The sequence below is a fragment of the Desulfurococcaceae archaeon MEX13E-LK6-19 genome (assembly GCA_029637525.1).
GTDB lineage: Archaea > Thermoproteota > Thermoprotei_A > Sulfolobales > Desulfurococcaceae > MEX13ELK6-19.
Window position 1 is genome coordinate 1,675,810 of the sequence record CP072660.1, and the last position, 18,261, is coordinate 1,694,070.

At 38.8% G+C, this 18,261-nt stretch carries 14 protein-coding genes; 8 read left to right on the top strand and 6 right to left on the bottom strand.

What is annotated here, in order from left to right; all coding sequences use genetic code 11:
- Positions 1-133: 133 nt before the first annotated feature.
- The 4 genes from J4526_08645 to J4526_08660 all read left to right on the top strand — a co-directional run bounded on the left by J4526_08645 (position 134) and on the right by J4526_08660 (position 4,618).
- The gene (locus tag J4526_08645; protein ID WFO75127.1) at positions 134-1,057 is read left to right on the top strand and encodes an AbrB/MazE/SpoVT family DNA-binding domain-containing protein; all 924 of its coding nucleotides are present in this window, start codon (positions 134-136) and stop codon (positions 1,055-1,057) included.
- Positions 1,058-1,167: 110 nt separating this feature from the next.
- The gene (locus J4526_08650; protein ID WFO75128.1) at positions 1,168-2,328 is read left to right on the top strand and encodes a hypothetical protein; all 1,161 of its coding nucleotides are present in this window, start codon (positions 1,168-1,170) and stop codon (positions 2,326-2,328) included.
- A 139-nt stretch (positions 2,329-2,467) separates the two neighbouring features.
- Positions 2,468-3,625: a hypothetical protein gene (locus tag J4526_08655; protein WFO75129.1), complete on the top strand. Its 1,158-nt coding sequence runs from the start codon at positions 2,468-2,470 to the stop codon at positions 3,623-3,625.
- Between the two features lie 18 nt (positions 3,626-3,643).
- Positions 3,644-4,618 (top strand): Gfo/Idh/MocA family oxidoreductase, encoded by a 975-nt coding sequence (locus J4526_08660; GenBank protein WFO75130.1) that lies wholly within the window; start codon positions 3,644-3,646, stop codon positions 4,616-4,618.
- 3 nt (positions 4,619-4,621) lie between these two features.
- Here the strand turns inward: J4526_08660 and J4526_08665 are convergent, their stop codons facing one another.
- From J4526_08665 to J4526_08685, 5 genes are all read right to left on the bottom strand, one after another.
- Complete coding sequence (locus tag J4526_08665; protein ID WFO75131.1) at positions 4,622-5,362, bottom strand: hypothetical protein; 741 nt, start codon at positions 5,360-5,362, stop codon at positions 4,622-4,624.
- Between the two features lie 108 nt (positions 5,363-5,470).
- Complete coding sequence (locus J4526_08670) at positions 5,471-6,448, bottom strand: phosphate uptake regulator PhoU (protein ID WFO75132.1); 978 nt, start codon at positions 6,446-6,448, stop codon at positions 5,471-5,473.
- A gap of 71 nt (positions 6,449-6,519) precedes the next feature.
- On the bottom strand, positions 6,520-6,930 hold the full coding sequence (locus J4526_08675; GenBank protein ID WFO75133.1) for a hypothetical protein: 411 nt from the start codon (positions 6,928-6,930) through the stop codon (positions 6,520-6,522).
- A gap of 6 nt (positions 6,931-6,936) precedes the next feature.
- Positions 6,937-7,884, bottom strand: coding sequence for an ABC transporter permease (locus tag J4526_08680; GenBank protein WFO75134.1), 948 nt, complete (start codon positions 7,882-7,884; stop codon positions 6,937-6,939).
- Positions 7,885-7,890: 6 nt separating this feature from the next.
- A complete protein-coding gene (locus tag J4526_08685) occupies positions 7,891-8,913 on the bottom strand; it encodes an ABC transporter permease (protein WFO75135.1) in 1,023 nt (340 codons plus the stop codon).
- Between the two features lie 137 nt (positions 8,914-9,050).
- On the opposite strand from J4526_08685, the gene J4526_08690 reads away from it, so the two are divergent.
- The 4 genes from J4526_08690 to J4526_08705 all read left to right on the top strand — a co-directional run bounded on the left by J4526_08690 (position 9,051) and on the right by J4526_08705 (position 16,979).
- On the top strand, positions 9,051-11,264 hold the full coding sequence (locus tag J4526_08690) for a hypothetical protein (GenBank protein WFO75136.1): 2,214 nt from the start codon (positions 9,051-9,053) through the stop codon (positions 11,262-11,264).
- A 100-nt stretch (positions 11,265-11,364) separates the two neighbouring features.
- Positions 11,365-12,321: a hypothetical protein gene (locus J4526_08695; GenBank protein WFO75137.1), complete on the top strand. Its 957-nt coding sequence runs from the start codon at positions 11,365-11,367 to the stop codon at positions 12,319-12,321.
- A 94-nt stretch (positions 12,322-12,415) separates the two neighbouring features.
- On the top strand, positions 12,416-15,571 hold the full coding sequence (locus J4526_08700) for a hypothetical protein (protein ID WFO75138.1): 3,156 nt from the start codon (positions 12,416-12,418) through the stop codon (positions 15,569-15,571).
- A 127-nt stretch (positions 15,572-15,698) separates the two neighbouring features.
- Positions 15,699-16,979 (top strand): GNAT family N-acetyltransferase, encoded by a 1,281-nt coding sequence (locus tag J4526_08705; protein ID WFO75139.1) that lies wholly within the window; start codon positions 15,699-15,701, stop codon positions 16,977-16,979.
- Here J4526_08705 and J4526_08710 read toward each other — a convergent pair whose 3' ends face one another.
- Positions 16,980-18,200 (bottom strand): hypothetical protein, encoded by a 1,221-nt coding sequence (locus J4526_08710; GenBank protein WFO75140.1) that lies wholly within the window; start codon positions 18,198-18,200, stop codon positions 16,980-16,982.
- Positions 18,201-18,261 lie beyond the last annotated feature (61 nt).

Genomic DNA, 18,261 nt, shown 5'->3' on the forward strand with positions numbered 1-18,261 from the left:
CCTTCAACCGCCTCCAAAACATGTCTTTAAAGCTGATGAATATGTATGTAATTGAGTCTCCTTATAAAATACTTTTTATGTTGGAAAAATATATTTCTGAATAGTTGTCTATAATATATATGATGGTGAGAGGTTGCCACTTTATGAAACAAGAAAAGTATTGCGTGTGGGAGAACGAAGCTACGCAATATCTATACCTAAGGAGTGGGCCAAGAGGCTTAACATTAAGCCAGGCGATCTACTTGAATTAGTATTACATGATAATGGTATTATTGAAGTAAAACCTATTGATGCCGATAGTGAGCATTCTACGAAATATCGTATACTAACATTTGATGATAAACTAGATCTTTCACTTAATAGTGTTAAAGGAATTATAGAGGCTGCCTATTGTACTGGCGTGAATAAAATTAGATTAAAGAACAACAGGTTGAGTAAAACACTCGTAAAGGATATTATATCAATCTATCCGGGTGTGATAACTAACCTCAACAATGGATTTGTAATGATAAATATAGCATTATCTGAAGAGCTTCTAGACTGGAAAGAGGTTTACCACGACATTCTTGTTCTATTAAGAGAATACTACGACTTATTTGAAACAGTTATAGAAGCGGATGGAACCAGTAAAGCAAATGATATGGAGAAACTATACTATGATATAAACAAGAATATCCTCTTGTTGATGAGGCTTTGCGGGAAAAGCATTTATATAAAGAAGAAAAACGGCAGGATTAATCCGTATAGTATATTTGAAACAATAAAAATAATTAAACTCCTTGTGTCGGTAATGCTTGACTTTTCAAAGAATATCACAGAGCCTCTTAATGAAAACCAGTTATATGTAGTTAAGAGATTAGACAAAGTATTATTTGACAGCCTATCGCTAATTGAAAACGAGAATATAGAGAAAATCATTAAACTCCATGAAAGCATTAATGATGTTAGAAAACTAATAGAAGACGATAACACTAAGTATAGGGGCTACTTGTACTCATTGTATATTCTTGTCGAAGACCTTGTTTCAACAATGCTTAAACTAGGTCTTAGTAGTTAATAGGATTATTGTTTTAAATATAAAAGACTTCATGTTATATACGTTTACTTACCATACTATTTTATCTATCCTTTAGTGATGTAATAGTTGGTTAAAACCGGGTGTAGGATATGGGTATTAGAGAAAAAGTACCCTTAAATGAACTTGTCTTCAGGAACTATGATAAAGTAACAACTCATGAGTTCAAAAAGTATATGTTTAATGTTATGGCTAAGATAAGGCATGCAAGTATAGAGAGGATTCTTGAGGCAAAATATTTTGAGGCACGTAAGCGTATCAGGGTTGAGAGGAAATATGTTGATAGAGATCTATTTAATGTAAGAGCCTATATTCTCCCATGGAATGTAGAGTACCGTACCCCTGAAGGCATACCGATCAAGACAAAACTTGTCATGAACTCAGCAATATTCCATAAGGGAGGAGGTAAATTCGGTATTTTCCTTAGACTATTGAGTCTAGGAGGTTTCATGCTTGGCTGCAGATTATCCAGAACATTTATCGGCTACACGGAAATAGATTACGAGGATCTTGTTGGAGAAGTTAAAGTGAAGGCGAAACCGGTTCTCTACCCTATTCTCAGTGCCGAATGTATAGAAGACCCTCGTGTAGACCCGTTAAACCCACATGACCTATATCATGTCCGTGGGTACTACTTGTTCTATAGAGTACACGGCATGGATGTTGCTGTACTGATGTTTAGAGCGAAACTAAACGAGTCCATGGAGCCATATGAGGTAGAGCCTATACATTTCACTTTAGACGATGACATAGTTATCATTAGGGACTTTAGAGATAGCTTTCCATTGTCCCCGAAGACAATGGTGTTACGCCCATGGCTCACAAGCATTAACACGGGCGGCGTATACGTTGGATATAGAGAAGAGACAACAGTTGACTTCAAGTCCCTGGAGCCAATACCAGAGCTACTACCCCATGGAGATGAAAAGAAGACTGGCGGTAATGCTTCAGTTAAGATAGGGAGCAATGAGTACCTACTTATATTCCATGCAGTCGATATCTATGGACAGTATCCACAGTATGCAGCAGTATTTTCTGAAGACGGCGAATTACTTGGTGTAACACCAGAACCCGTCATATCGCCGCAGCCCAGGTTATACCATGGTGCTAGACCGGGTACAATATTTGTCTGTGGAGCAGCATTGTATAAAGATAAATTGCTATTGAGTGCCGGTAAGGACGATGAAATACTCGTCATCTATGAAGCCGATCTGCAGAAGATACTTGATGCAATGAAGTGGGTTAAAGGATGATTTTTACATAAGAAAACCATATTATCATTACTAGTTGAGGTTTACTTAAATGTTAGTAAGTTCTTTTTATTACATTAAATAGACAATAAACGGGATTAGAGAACTTATCAGTGACAAAGAAGATGACGGGATGAAATAAATGGCGCAAAATAATATAAGCTATGAAGTAAATCCGTTTTGGATCAAGTTCTTTAAGGTATTTGGTGCCTACATGATACTCTTAATGGTAGTTGTTATTGCAACTAATATGTATATATTAACAACGCCAAGTGATGTGGACCCCTATATCCTAGATGTAATAAAGGGGCTCATCGTGTCAAGTATTACTGTAGCGATTATCTCATTTATAGTAAGTTATACTTTAGCACGTGTACCGAAGAGGAATATAGATAGGTTAATAAATAAATTCATGTCAACTACACGTAAAAGCATGGATGTACGATACAATGGTGTACTTGGTTCGTTACTGGTACTTGTCACAATAATACTCTACCTTGGTATGCCACATTATTCGTTAATCATACAATTACTTATATTGATTAGTCTTATTATGGTTTTAACAGGTATAGTCTATTATTCAAGAAATGTCAACGATAAAGAGAAAATGACTATTGGTGTAAAGGTCATAGAGCAGGGTATTTCCATAGCTGTTGTTTCTATACTTGGTTATTTTGCTATAGAGTATAATGTATTTAATGATTACATGTTATTGCCTGCTATACTAGCAGGCTTTACATTGATAGGGTTAGCTGTAATCAGTTATCTTGCAAGTTATGGAGAATACGGTAACGTAGCCCCTGTAGCAATGTCGATAATCTTGTGTCTACTCTTAATAGTAATGCCCTTTACTATTCCATATGCAGTTAATAGTGTGGACACCAGCTTCAAGATACCACTTATACTATTTTCATGCTACACATACATATCATTGATCACAATGACTCTTATCCTCTTAGCTATAGGAGTAGAGGTAATTATTGATAAGACTGAATCTTACGCCATGGGAACCGCGTACACTCTCATAATGCTGATGCTTGCAATATATGTTATACAATCAATAACAGTTTATAGTACTGTAAGTATACTCGCTGATACATTGAAGTCTAACCATAACCTCATTACACAGTTCACGCTATCAATGAATTACGCTGACAAGCTTGGTCTTCTCCTTGTATCCCCAAAAATATTATTCGCATTACTATTATTCATCAGCATTGCATTTATAGTTGGGTTTATTCTTGTTAGGCCAGAGAAACGCTATCAGCCAAAATATGAAGAAACTGTTGGTATTGAGTAGGGCTTGGGTGTACAGTGTATGATTGTCAACGTCGGCATTATAGGTTATGGGTTTATGGGACGGATGCATGCCAAGAGCTTAACAAAAATACAAGATGCAAAACTATATGCTATAGCCGACGTTTCACACGAGGCTTTGAAGAGCGCAAAAAAGGATTATCCCTGGATAAAAACTTATGATAATCCTGTTCACCTAATTACTGATAAAAACATTGATGCAATAGTTATTGCCAGTTATCCAAATACCCACATCGAATATCTTATTAAAGCACTGGAGAACAACAAGCACGTTCTTGTAGAAAAACCCTTAGCCATAAAGTTCGCTGATGTAAAACCCTTACTCAAAATAGAGTACGATACAGTTGTAATGGTTGGCTTTAGTTTAAGATATCATGACATGTACATTAAAATCAAAGAGCTAATCGACTCCCATGACGGGGCGTTTATAGCTCACCATACAGCTCTCGGCGGATTACCAGATATACCATGGCTTAAGAATCCCGACCTATCTGGAGGGTTACTTAATGAAAATGCTGTACACATAATATACTTGTTCTTATGGTATATGGGCGATATTGATAGTGTTTTCTCGAGAATATACTCAATCACCGGATCAGGTATTGATGACAACTTCGTTCTCGTAATGACACATACAAATAATACAACATCATCACTGGTTAGGTCGTGGACTGGAGGACAAATAGTAAGATACTATGATTTCTTGACAAAGGAAGGGTCAATACATGTCGATGGCTATCTTGAAGGGAGGATAAGAGTACATGAGAAAGAAAAGGAATATACAATAGAGTACCCAAGGATTTTTGAAGAAATGTATCTTAATGAGATGAAACACTTCATTGAAGCAGTGAAATCGGGTAGAAAACCGTATACAAGTCTTGAAGATGGTATTAAAGTACAGGCTGTTGTTGAGGCGGCAAGAATTTCTAGCAAAGAAAAACGTATTGTAAAGCTCAGTGAGATATACGGATACTAAGTACTAGGGCACCGTATTTTGACTAGCCTTTCTCTCAACTACAACAAAATTGTTTGATTCCAGCCATGAACGAAGTGTATTGTTTTTCCATGAATTAATTATTTTGTTAATGAAATCATTTACATACTCTTCTTTTACTGTCCCATTATAGTAAGCTACATAAGAAGCTCCTTTTTCCACAAGCTTTTCAGCAAAACCAGATACATTGCCGAACCCACAAGTAAGCATTATTATTGGTTTATTTATTGGCGATGGAATATAGTCAAGTATTTTTTGTGATACTCCAATACGTTGCTCCCCATCAAACGTCTTCCCACGAACAACAGCACCCTCAACTACATAAAGAGGATGAAAAACAGGATAGAAGACCGAGGGTTCTTCTGAAGTACCTAAAATAAATTCATTGTCCTCATATATGAATCCATGTGCTACAATAATAACTAAGTCAGCGTCTAGTTTGGGCAACGAGAATAAATCCGTTAACATAAATCCCTTTACAACCACGACCTTAACACCAGTGAAATTGTTTTCTACAATATCCTCAGCATCAAATACAACAATACTGCCAGAAGTACGTGGTTCAGCAACATAAGGCAATATGTAGTCAGCCAATATGAAGACCAACAATGTTAGTATAATTATCGACTCAACTAGTATAACATACTTAAGGACACGTCGAATTTTCTCTATATTGACCACTTTCATATATTTGAAGAAAATTCTTTTAGCAGTTTCTAGCGACAATATAACCACACTAATAAATTCTATATCTACTCTATAGAATAAGATACGTGTCTCAATATTATTAAATATTAGGACGTATTTAATCTATAAAATTCTACATCCAAGACACTATTTGTGTGAAGAAGCTAGGTTTCTTATGTACTTACTCACTGCAAGTTCTGATATATCCATCGCTATTGTTGATAATAATTCCAATTCACTTGCAACACCTTGGAGTTCCTGGAATTTTGTTCTTATTTCAGCAATCATTTTCTTGAACTCACGCCTTCTTACGAGTAATTTGCCTGTAAGCCCTATATCGGAGTTGATATATGCCGTTATTGCATCTGATATTATTTTTCTTGAGAACGCGAATGACTTAAGCATATACTCTCTTGCTTTAGACCAGTCGTTTTCCATGAGGATCCTTATACTACGGTCTAACGAGTCTCCTATATGCTCTATGCTTCTTATTAGTAACAGCTGGTCTAGGAGTTCTTGGTATTTGGGCGCAGTAAGTGAGGCAAATCCCTTGCCGCGTTTAATAAGTCTTAAACCTAGGAAATACAGTCTGTCTAGCTCGTCATCAGTTTCAAGAACTTTCTTTGCAAGTGTTTCATCGTTTTTCTCAATATAATCTTCAACATAATCGTACATTAGGTTCAATACTCTAATCATCCTAGTTAGCACTTCTTCTATATCGACCATGTTTTCTGATATAGCGATCTTTATTGTTATATCCCCTGATGGCGATTCTAGTACTACTATACCGGGTAGTTTAGTGGCAAGAGCATTGAGTACACCTGTGAATTCAGGTTTTGTATTGACAAGTACTACTTCGTCATAACCTTCGACGTAGCATCCCATAATGGTTCTAGACAATATATCTCCATTGAATCCTGATGAATCCACTACTACTTTATTAGGTATACTTGTTTTACTCTTCTCCTTACTAGGATGAATACATATTGACCCATTTTTCTCGAGTATTAGGTTTACTGTATCTCCTGATTTGAGTCCAAGTGATTGTATCCATTTCTTAGGTATTGTTACGGCGTAGCTTTTTTCTCCGACACGAATAATTTTCCTTAACTCAAGCCACGACAATATTATCGACCATGAAATAATTATGGAAGAAAACACTATATTTACTCTGTAAGTAACGTTATAACCAGGTATTACCCTCTCTCCGATACTTCTATTTTAATCTTATACGTTGTTATAGTTGATGCTATAAAGCCTATAACATATATTATTATGAGGCCCGTTGCTGTAATTACCTTTAGTATATTGTTACCGATACTTTCAACACAAAATGGTATTGACACCGTTGCAAACATCATTGGGCCGAGGAATATCATGTAAAGGAATTTCTTGTTCCTATAGATAGCGTATGCTCCTCCAATGTGCATCAAGAATACTGCTAGTGCTGAAAACTTTATTCCCACGAGCTTCTCTCCTAGACGTGATGCAATGCCAAGGTATGGTAGTCCTTCAACCCATACTCTATACAGTACGTAACCATAATATATAGCAAGACCTAGTATGAGAATGAGCCCTATTATTTTGACCATAATCCTGGCCTCCATAGTACATCACCTTTTACGGAGCCTTGGGTTAAAGTACTCCGATAATGCTTCACCTAAACAGATAAACCCTATCACCGTCAAGGCTATGAATAATCCCGGTACAATAAACCATAGCCACATTCCTTGGTCGGTAACATAACTCCAGTTAGCAAAAGCATCACTTATAACGGCTCCCCAGTCAGCCCGCCCACTAGCTTGAGGTATTAGGAAACTCAGGGATGCGACAGTAACTATTGCTCCTGCAATAAGTACTGCCGCCCTAGCAAAAGCTAGCGGGAGTACTTGTGGTAGAATATGGCGGGTTATGATCCTCTTACCACTTGCACCAAGCGCCTTAGCTGCATCAACATATCCTGACGATGCTAACTGCATTGTGAGAGCTCTAGTTGCTCTAGCAGTACTCGGCCACGAGATGATAGCTATCAATGCTATTGTATGCCATATACTCCATATCTCTCTAAACAATGTTATAGCAAGCAGTATCAATAATAGACTCGGTATCATCATTATAACATCCGACAATAATGTTAATAGAGCATCTAGTTTACCACGTACATAACCAGCAATAGAGCCCACGAGAACACCTATAATCGTCGCTATTAATGCTACTAGAATTCCAGCCGTCAGCGACACTCGTGTACCATAAACCACTCGAGCCCATATGTCTCGTCCTCTCTGGTCTATACCCAGTGGATGATCAGGCGTCGGCGGGTAGGGGACTTCTCCTCCCATTGCAATAATTTCACGCCTAAAATCTTGGTCAGGTGTATAGGGTGTGAATAACCATGGGAACAACGCTATTATAATAAATGCCGATAATATCACTACGCCTGTAATACCGTATCTGTTTCTTAGAACAAACTTGATACAATCAACTACTCCCTCAAGAGCTTCTTTAAGTGGCGATGGCTTCTTTTTCACCTGTTTTCTATCTATATCCTTTACCTGTGTCATAGATGCTCACCTCCTAATACGTGGGTCAAGATAGGAGTAGAGCATCTCGGCTATGGTGATCGCAATGAGTACTGCAAGAGTTATTATCGTGAACCCGCCTATGATGAGAGGTTGATCGTTAGCCTTCATAGCATCGTACAAGAGACTTCCAACACCAGGGTAATGAAATATTGTTTCGGTGACGACAGCACCACCGAATACAAAACCAAGATCTATTGCCATGAGAGTTATAATTGATGGCGCTACTGCTCTGAATATATACCTGTTAAATATACTATCTTCCGGCAATCCTGCTGCACGCAGAGTTACAACATAATCTTGAGTCATTTCCTCTGTAGTCATATTCCTTACTACAAGAAGATACTGCACAGCATAGATTTTCGATAGTGTCAACATAGGCAATATACTCATCCAGAACCATGCCACCATATGCGATCCTATGTCAGGAGCCCTTGTTACACCTGTTTCAAGTCCCCAGGGGAACCAGCCTCTACTGCTGGAGAAGAGGTACAGTAATAGTAGACCGAGCCAGAACACTGGTAGAGCTCTTATACCTACTATAAGCCACGTCATACTTATGTCTAGTAGAGTTCCCCTCTTTCTCGCAAGATATGTTCCAAGAGCAAGCCCTATCATCGACCCGAATATGAAGGCGCTACCAACAAGGCTTATAGTCCATGGCAACCTCTCTAGAATTACTTCACTAACAGGACGGAGTCCATGACGTGCCGATGGCCCGAAATCGAAGGTAAACACGCTCTTTAGGAACTTAAAGTACCTAATGTATATGGGGTCCTTGTATACCGGTCTTCCGAGTTCCTCATCGTATTTGTATCCAAACCTGTCAAGATAGTATAGGTATTGCTGGAAGACTCCTGGTTCTCTACGCTCTAATAACTGGTCAAACGGTGTTTTACCTGTTATAATAAACGATAATTCTGTTAAACCCCAGATTATAGTTAAGATTATTAGAAACGTTAGCAATCTCTGTAACAAGATTTTAACAATATGTCTTGCTAGCCCCGCCACTCTGCAATCCACCAAGCTAGCATTGTCCATGTGTGTAATAAAAAAATGCGTATTAACGGGGTAAATACGGTTACTACGGCTTTGTAAATGAGGTTTAATAATTTTTTGAAAAATAAAAACGAAATAGGGATTGTCCCATGAGATACAATACAGTTTTATCAAAAACCCTGCTTGCCTTACTAGCATTAACCCTAATACTACCAGTCATACCAGCCCTTCAGGTAAGTGCAGAGGATGGACCAGACTTAGTATTGGTACTACTAACAGAGCCATCAGTAATCAACCCATTCACATACACTTCAGTATACGAACAAGTAGTACTAGAGGCAATCTATGAGCCCTTAGTCAGAATGGCTCCAGACGGCTCGATTGTACCAAACCTAGCTGTATCCTGGACTAGCGAGAACAATACATGGACATTCTATCTTAGATCCGATGTAGTATGGCATGACGGAGAACCATTCAACGCCTCAGATGTAGCTTTCACACTCTTACTCGCCAAACAACACCCAGAGCTCCAGGGCGGTAATGCCGACTTCTATGCTGCACTACAAAACGTAGTAGTCGAGAATGCTACTGTAGTAAAACTAGTATTCAACCAGACTGTCCCAGTACTAGAGAAGCTCGCATCAATATACATTGTACCAAAACATGTATGGGAGACCATACCCGCAGACCAGCTTGCAGCATCACTACCAGAGGACAAGATCATTGGTTGTGGCCCATTCAAGTGGTCTGAACATGTACCTGGAAGCTACATAAAACTTGTTAGATTCGACCAGCACTTCCGTGGAACACCCGAACCAGCTTCACTAACATTCAAGTTTGTCTCTAGCGTGGATGAGGCAGTAAACCTAATCTACACCGGTGAAGCTGACGCTGGATTATACTATGTATACAAGAAAGTACACACATCTAAGCTAAACGAACTGGTACAGCAAGGAAAAGCCATTGTATGGCAGGGTCTAGGTTCCAGTACACACGTATTAATGTTCAACTTACGCAAGTACCCATTCAGCGAGAAAGCATTCCGTCTAGCAGTAGCACTAGCAATCAATGTAACCGATATTGTAACCAAGTACTATGGAAAATGGGTGTTCGCTGCCCCAGGTAACCTAGGATTCGTTAGCCCAAGATGTGGTAACTTCACATGGTATGCATACAAGGAGGACGTATATCCATACAACCCAGAGCTTGCCAAGAAGATACTAACAGATGTACTAGGCTTCAAGGATGTTGATGGAGACGGCTACCTAGAACTACCTGATGGAAGCGACTTCAAGGTACACATAATACAAGTACCAAACGATGCATTCTATAGAGACCTCATCTCAGAAGACATAGCAAACTACCTCAAAGCAGTTGGAATCGATGCAGAGTTCACACCAATCGCTAGCAGCTCTGACTACTGGTCAATGCTTGCACAAAGAGACTTCGAGATGACTGTTGTAGGATGGGTAACACCACGTTCAGACAGAGCACTAGCTTCACAAGCAGGCTGGTGGGTACCATTAACATTCCTATCATGGCTCACATCAACCGAGGACAGGCCCGGTGGTGGCAACACACCAGGATTCAGGTCAAGAGAGTACGACACCATATATGCTGAGTTCAAGAACGCATTCATGAGCGGCGACTACACAACAGCTGCCTACAAAGCCTACGAGCTACAGTACATAATAGCCCGCGACCTACCAGTGATAGGCTTCTATCACCCATACGTTGTAACAGCTGTTAGAATAGACAAGTACCAGGACTGGGTTATCACAGCCGAGAACTACGCTCTGAACTACTGGAGCTACATCGGAAGCCAAGTAGCTGGACTAGGGCCTGGCCCACTAAAGTATGGTGAACTAAGCATCGATGCATTCCCGGTATACAAGGCTCCTGAAGACGACATACTGAAGCTAAACAAGCAAATACAGGATCTACTAGTACCAGCTACTCTAAAGAAGCTAGGTGAATCAGTATCAAGCCTAAGTGAGAGAGTAGATGAGCTAAGCGGTCTAGTACAACAACTCAACGAACAATTATCATCACTACAAAACGCTACAACAGCTGACATCGCATCCATAAGATCAACACTCGTAACAGTAGCAACAACACTCAACACAACAGCACAAACACTACAAGAACTATCAGACACTCTCAGCGAAATGAAGAACACCCTACAGACACTATCAGAAGATGTAAGCTCAGCTAAAGAAGAAGCATCCAAAGCCGCATCAGAATCCTCAGATACAGCCAGCAAAGTCGATAGCCTAGCATCAACAGTAAACATACTCCTAGCAATAGTCGCCATATCACTAATACTAAACATAATTGGTCTCATAAGAGCGTTCAAAGGCTAAATAAAAATTTGAAACCATTCTTTTTTATCCATATAAAGCATTTTATTTTCCTCAAATATCATATTAGTTGACATAATACATTAGTTGAGGCATTACCATCATGTTTATAGCAGGTATTGATGCTGGTGCAACAAAAACAAAAGTAGTAATCACTGACTCTAATGGACATATTCTTGCAAAAACCATGGGCGGACCAGGAAACCCTACTGCTTTAGGCTGGGATAACGCTTTATCAAATATAGTAGAGACACTACGCAATGCACTGCAACAGGCGAAACTAGATTATGTCGATAAAATCATTGCAAGCGTTGCCTATACAGGATGGGGTAAGTATAGAGGAAGATACGTAGAGACATTCATCCGTGAGAAAATAGCTCGTCAAGTAATTGTTCTAGAAGACTATAAGGCTTCGCTTTATACATGCTTTCCTGAAGGCGAGGGAATAATATACATTATGGGCACCGGAAGTAGTTGCTATGGATACTATCGAGGCAAAGAAGCCCTCGTAGGAGGATGGGGGCATTTGCTCGGAGACGAGGGAAGCGGCTACTATGTTGGTAGAGAAGGAATTACCGCGGCATTGAAGTACTTTGATGGACGAGGAGAACCAACATTATTACTACGTTACCTTAGAGAATGGGGTAAACAAGATAGTGTATACGAGATCGTGTCAATGATATATACAAGCAATTCGCCAAAGACGCTCATAGCCAGCTTTGCACCATATGTAGTTAAAGCATATAATGAAGGAGATGATGTTGCAGCAAGAATACTACGAAATGCCGTAAAAGAAGCCCTTCTAACAATCAAGACATGTATAGAAAAACTCCATTATGATAGACGCGAAATAGGGTTCACTGGAGGATTCTATAGTGGAGCAAAAAATATACTAGCTAAACTGATTGATTCGGAATCCGAGAAAATACTTGGGTTTAAAATAACGATAAAAGAACCTATCGCACCAATAGAGTGTGCTCTTGTACTACATGAATTAAGGAAACAAAATACTTCTTTTAACGAAAATGAATTCATAAGCAAATGTAAGAACTATACATAAGCCCTTTGTTATAAACTGTTCAAACAAAGTTGGTAATTATAGTACATTATTCTTTTACAAAATCTTCTCTACAAGAATACTGGGCGAGATTATGTTGAGAAAAACACGTTTGCTGCCTTTATTTAGTTTAGTTGTATTACTGCTAATTAATCTAGTAGCATTAACACCACATGGCACTACCATTAATCCCAGTATCAACACTAACAACTCGAGCTCAGGTATTCTACTCATAGTATTGCCTGCAAGCATACCTGACGATCCTGTTCTAGCAGACAATGTTATTGAAGCATTGATAACAATTAACAAGGCACTATATAGTGGAGAAGTCAAAGCATACATGCTTGTAAACGATGAAGTTATTGAGGGCACAACTGCGCCAAAGGGGTCTATAATAGTTACTGGTGATACAACAGAGCTAGAACAAGAGCTGAAGTCTCTGGGAATAACTGTTGTTGAACTACATGCTCTACCAGCAGTCAAGGTATTAACTCTTAACCCACCTAAGATAGGTATACTTGACGTCGGCAAGACTTATACAATACATAGTGTTTTGAGAGAAATGGGTTTTGTTTACAGTGTTGTAAGCCCTACGGCTGTAGACAGACTCTTAAACGAGGGCTATAATGTCTTCATACTACCACCAGGAAGCGGCACATACATAGCCAAGCTATTGGGTGAGGAAGGAGCTAGAGAATTAGCTGAATATGTTGCTGAAGGAGGAGGATTAATAGGTATCTGTGCTGGCGCGTATGCTGTCATAGAAGGATACAATAACTGGACAGCACTCCTACAGCTAGTTGATGCGAAACTGAAGAATTGGCCAACATGGTGGCTTGGGACAGGTATAGTTCATGTAGAGGTAACTAATCCTGATAACCCTGTTGTATACGGGTTTAGCGATGGATTCGATGCAATATACTACAATGGCCCAATACTTGTTCCAAAAGATCTTGGCGATAACACAACACTAGGAATAGACGTAGAACCATATATTGAACTTGTAAAATACGTTTCAACAAGCCATGAACCAGGTGCTTTCAGTTATGGATGGGGTGACTTAGACCAATCCTACGTCGACAACGTTATGGCCGGCGGCTCGGCTGTAACATTCTCTCACTACGGAAAAGGCAAGATAGTATTGTTCAGCATACATCCAGAACTCACAAGCGGTGATACAAGCTACGCGCCAAACAGTACTCTAGCAACCAAGTATAACTGGAGAATGCTATTCAACGCAATATACTATGTGTCAAACTCCAACACAATAACTCTAGCAAGAGCCCTCAAAGGAGCATGGATCTGGCCATCAACATTCAGGTACATCTACGAGTTTATCAGAGAAAACTATCCGGCTCTAACTAAAGACGAGGCAGCCTATTATGCAGCCGAGTTATTCGCATACGAATTATCAAGCTACGGAATTACTGATGTGTTTATAGAAGTCAAGTCTACTCGTGGATATGCATTCTATCCAAGCAATGTCCTCCCACCATATCCTCTAGAACCATATAATAACACAAACTTATACAAACCATTAATAGTAAAGCTCCATGAGTATGGTATAAGAGTACATGCTTGGATACCATGTTTCTATGACAGAGAGGTATGGGGACCAAAGGATCCCGTGTGGCATGTCGGTAAATCTATAAGCAATTGGAAACCCTATCCTGTGACAAAGTATGTTAGACCAGCAAACACGACATACGTTAACATCTTGGCGGAGTTTACGAGAGAGCTTCTTTCCATGGGATTCGATGGAATACATTTAGATTACATACGTTACGGACACATGGTCTATAGTTTCTCGCCAAGAGACATCGAGAGAGCTGAGGCATCCGGTATAAACGTCACAAAAGTTATTGATGCAATTAGAAGGACATTCTATACAGATTATTCAGGCGGCTATGATCCAACATATGTGTGGAGACTCTACATAAATGGAGATCCCGACATTACTAAATGGTTTAGTCTTAGGAGACAGGACATAGTCAACGCAATAACGACTATAGCCGAGGCAGCAAGAGATCAAGGAACAATATATGGCACTGAACCCATTCTCTCAGCAGCATTAATGCCCGACGTTACTATTAACAGGACAATAGAGGGGTACAACTTCACGATACCGGGACCAGTATTCCAGATGCTTCATTATGGACAAATATATGAAGACTTTGCAAGACTGGGCTTCTGGTTAATACCAATGGCGTACTATGTTAGCTATGGACAAAACGTTACTTGGATCAAAACCGTCGCTGAATATGTTGTATCCGTAACTAACGAATATGGAGGTACACCACTGATAGGTCTACAAGCATGGAGTGTAGGTTACGATGATATTAGAACAGAAGAAAGCCTGGCAATAGAGGGCGGGGTACTAGGGTATGTCTATTTCAGATGGGCAACCTATAGATCAACAGTAAAGGGAGAGACATGGAGTACGTATTCTGACGCATACGATGAACTGTATTCACTAATACCAAAGGTAATCAGCGCAGTTTCATCTCTACAGCCAAACAGTACTATCTCAAACGATCTTATCAAATACTACATGATAGTTGACGCTGTTGAAGCAGGAGTACTGTATCCAAATCCACAAGAGTTCATACCAGAAGCCTATGGTAAAGTACTGCTGGTAATAGATAACTTGGCTCCAGTAATCGCTAAGAAGATTACACTACTCAGAAACCTCATTACAACACATGATCTTGAAGAATACAGTAGCTCTATAACATTATTAGAGCTACTACTATCAAGACTTAATACAACAAGCGATTTGAGTCAAAGAACTCTCCTCTTAGAAGAAATAACAGATACAATAAGTATTCTCGAGATCAAGGTAATTACAGCAATTGTTGATAATATCGCAGAAGAAATAACACAGTTAAAAGAAAACCTAACAAGAGTTTCATTGAAGACAGCATCGAATGAAGAGTCAATAAGTTCACTAACAACAAAGATAAGTCAATTAGAGAATGAATTAATGGAGCTAAAGAACACCAATATAACGAACATAGAGAACATTATAGCAAGCCTTAACAGTACATTAGTAGAGCTCAAACAATCACTAGAAAAACAAGACCAAGACTTGAGTAGAATCAATGAAACATTCAGAACCGATATAGACACCATCAAAGATAAGGTATCAGACCTTGAAGCAGGCAGTAGGAACACTTTATACTTAGCCATAGGAGCATTAGTATTATCAATAACTGCACTTGGAGCAATGGTACTCGCTTTCACTAAGAAATAACAAAAATAATACTATTAATTACACAATACTAAGTCTTTTTTCTATACATAAATTTGGTATAAATAAGCTCCCCATCTCATCAAGTTATTACTTGGTATGCGAAATTACCTTACGTGGAGGAATAAAAATGGAAGAGTATATTGCAAAACATGAATTAGGTAAAACACGGAGTAGTGAATTAGAGAAGTTGCTCGAAGTAATGAAGTCGGCGTTCACTGTATTTAGGCACATAAATCTAAAACCCAGCTACATGAGGAAAATCATGTCTTTCGATGATGGCGTAAAAAATGGTTTCATTTATGCTTATTACAGCAAGGATACTCCGGTATCTGTAATCCAGGTTGTTTTAAGAGAGTTATCGCTACGCACAACAGTGATCAAAACCTATGGCATAGCTAATGTTGCTACTCATCCACAACACCGTGGAAGAGGATATGCATCAAAACTGCTAAGCAGTATTCTACAGGAACCACATGAAGATTATTGTTTGGCGGCATTATTTACAGGATATGGTAGTCCTGCACATAGAATTTATAGAAGACTTGGTTTCAAAGATATCGTGGTTTACAGCGATCGCGTATGTGTTCTTGATGATATTAACAAGCTTACATTACTTGGAAGAAATACAAAAGGTAGTACTAATGCTTCCATAAGGATCTTAGACAGAATTTATAGAAACCATATTTTGAAAAAATACTGTGGTAGTATAGCGAGGAAATACAAGTTCTGGAAAGGAGTAATAAAGTATAATCCATATGCAACGTGGTTTCTAAGTACTGAAAACGATAACCATATTATTGTCGATGATACAGAAAACGGCTACGCTGTATTACATCCGATCAGAAAAAGTGTATTGACGGGACTAATTGATCCCTCAAAAGCCATTGTTACCGAGCTTGTTGCAAGCAATAAAGATTCTTTGAAAAATATTGTATCTCTAGTAGCCAGACAGGCATTATCAAATGGTATAAAAACGCTTGTATTTCGTACCCCTATAGAATACAGCGCTGTCATTAAGTATTGTATGGATGTAGGAACTGATGAAGTGTTCATGGTAAAGATAATTGATTACGAAAGATTCTTCAATAACATAGCATGGGCTTTGCAAAAGAACTATAGTGGTAAGCCATGCATAATAGGTGTATCGGTAGGTAATACGGGTTGTGTAGAACTATATTTATCTGAAAAAGGAGTTGAAATACTCCACAAAGATAATTGTTCAACAGATACAATTATTACTGAAGAAGGTTTCCTGAGGATTTTGTTTGGAGCCTCTAGTGCTTATGAAGAATATTCTAGAGATAATGTATACATTAACGATACCAATATTAAAAACAAACTACGGCTAGTAGATAGAATTGTACGTAAAAAGAGCACCCACTATGTATCACTTATTGATAAGTGGTAGCTAAACTACTTCTATAGATACATCATAAAATCTATCGAGCGTATAAGGTCCTTTTTTCATTTCCTTAAGTTTTCTATTATACTCACATTCACTATCCAATAGTATCAACGCCATTCTACTTCTTTCCTGAGGAAGCTTAATTATGATTCCATCACTTCCTGCTTCATAATTAATCTTATGAAGTTCCAGAACTTCTTTCACTTCCTCAATTTCACTTCCTTTCACAACATACTTACGTCCGTGCATACTGAAAACTTCCTTTTCCTCTCTTAAATGATCAGTTTTTGCATTAATAAATAGGTCTTCATTATTATACAAAACATCAATTGATGTCATGACTGTATAGAAGTGTGCTATAACTCTTTCTTCAAATAGATAGTTATGAAGTCCAACACCCCATGTTTCAACAAGTACTTTAGGATAACCTTCCAATGCCACGTGAGCACCAAGTATCGAAGGTAATGCAACAGGTTTCTCGCTTTCATCACCGCCCGTGAAATGCCTATATTTTATCGGCCAACCTGCGCCCATTAGTGACTTTAGTGTCGTAGCTATTGACTCCATTGCTATGTAAGATGCTTTATTCACAAGACTGTTCACCCACATATATGGTGCATCCGTCAGCGTTATCATGAAACCTAGTGTCCTAGAAGGCCATTGGGGTGGCGTATTCTCTCCTCCATAGAACTCATGTAGATCAATTATTAAGTGTGGGTCCTGTTCATTTATTATTTTATGTAGTATTCTTGTCTCAGCTTGTGTAAGAAACATCCAGTCCCTATTTATATCATAACCAAGGCTGTTTGTCCGTGCATTACTACAGGTATTACTCCATAAAGGCTTATTGTCTAGTGCGGCGCAATTATCGTACTCTTCAAGACCCTCAGGATTAGCTGTTGGAATTATAGTCACTTTCACTTTTCTCAAATAGTCTCTGACACTAAAGTATGGATTAAACGGACTTCTTTTTTCAGACAAAATTAGTAACGATAATAATGCAGCATTGACTGGTGCAGGCTCATTTCCGTGAATACCAGCTATTACTAATAGCCTAGTCTCTCCCTCCCCGATCTCAACCGTATATATAGGCTTGCCTTTCATCGTATACCCAGCAATACTTACGTTAACACCCTTGTCCTTTAACACACTTATCACACGCCTAACCAGATCCATGGATGGCAGGGTATAGAATAGCTTCTTGAAGAGAGCGCGCGTACTCATAAACACTATCCCCATGCATTACTTGCTTTTCAATAGTATAGTTATTGATGCACTAATTTTA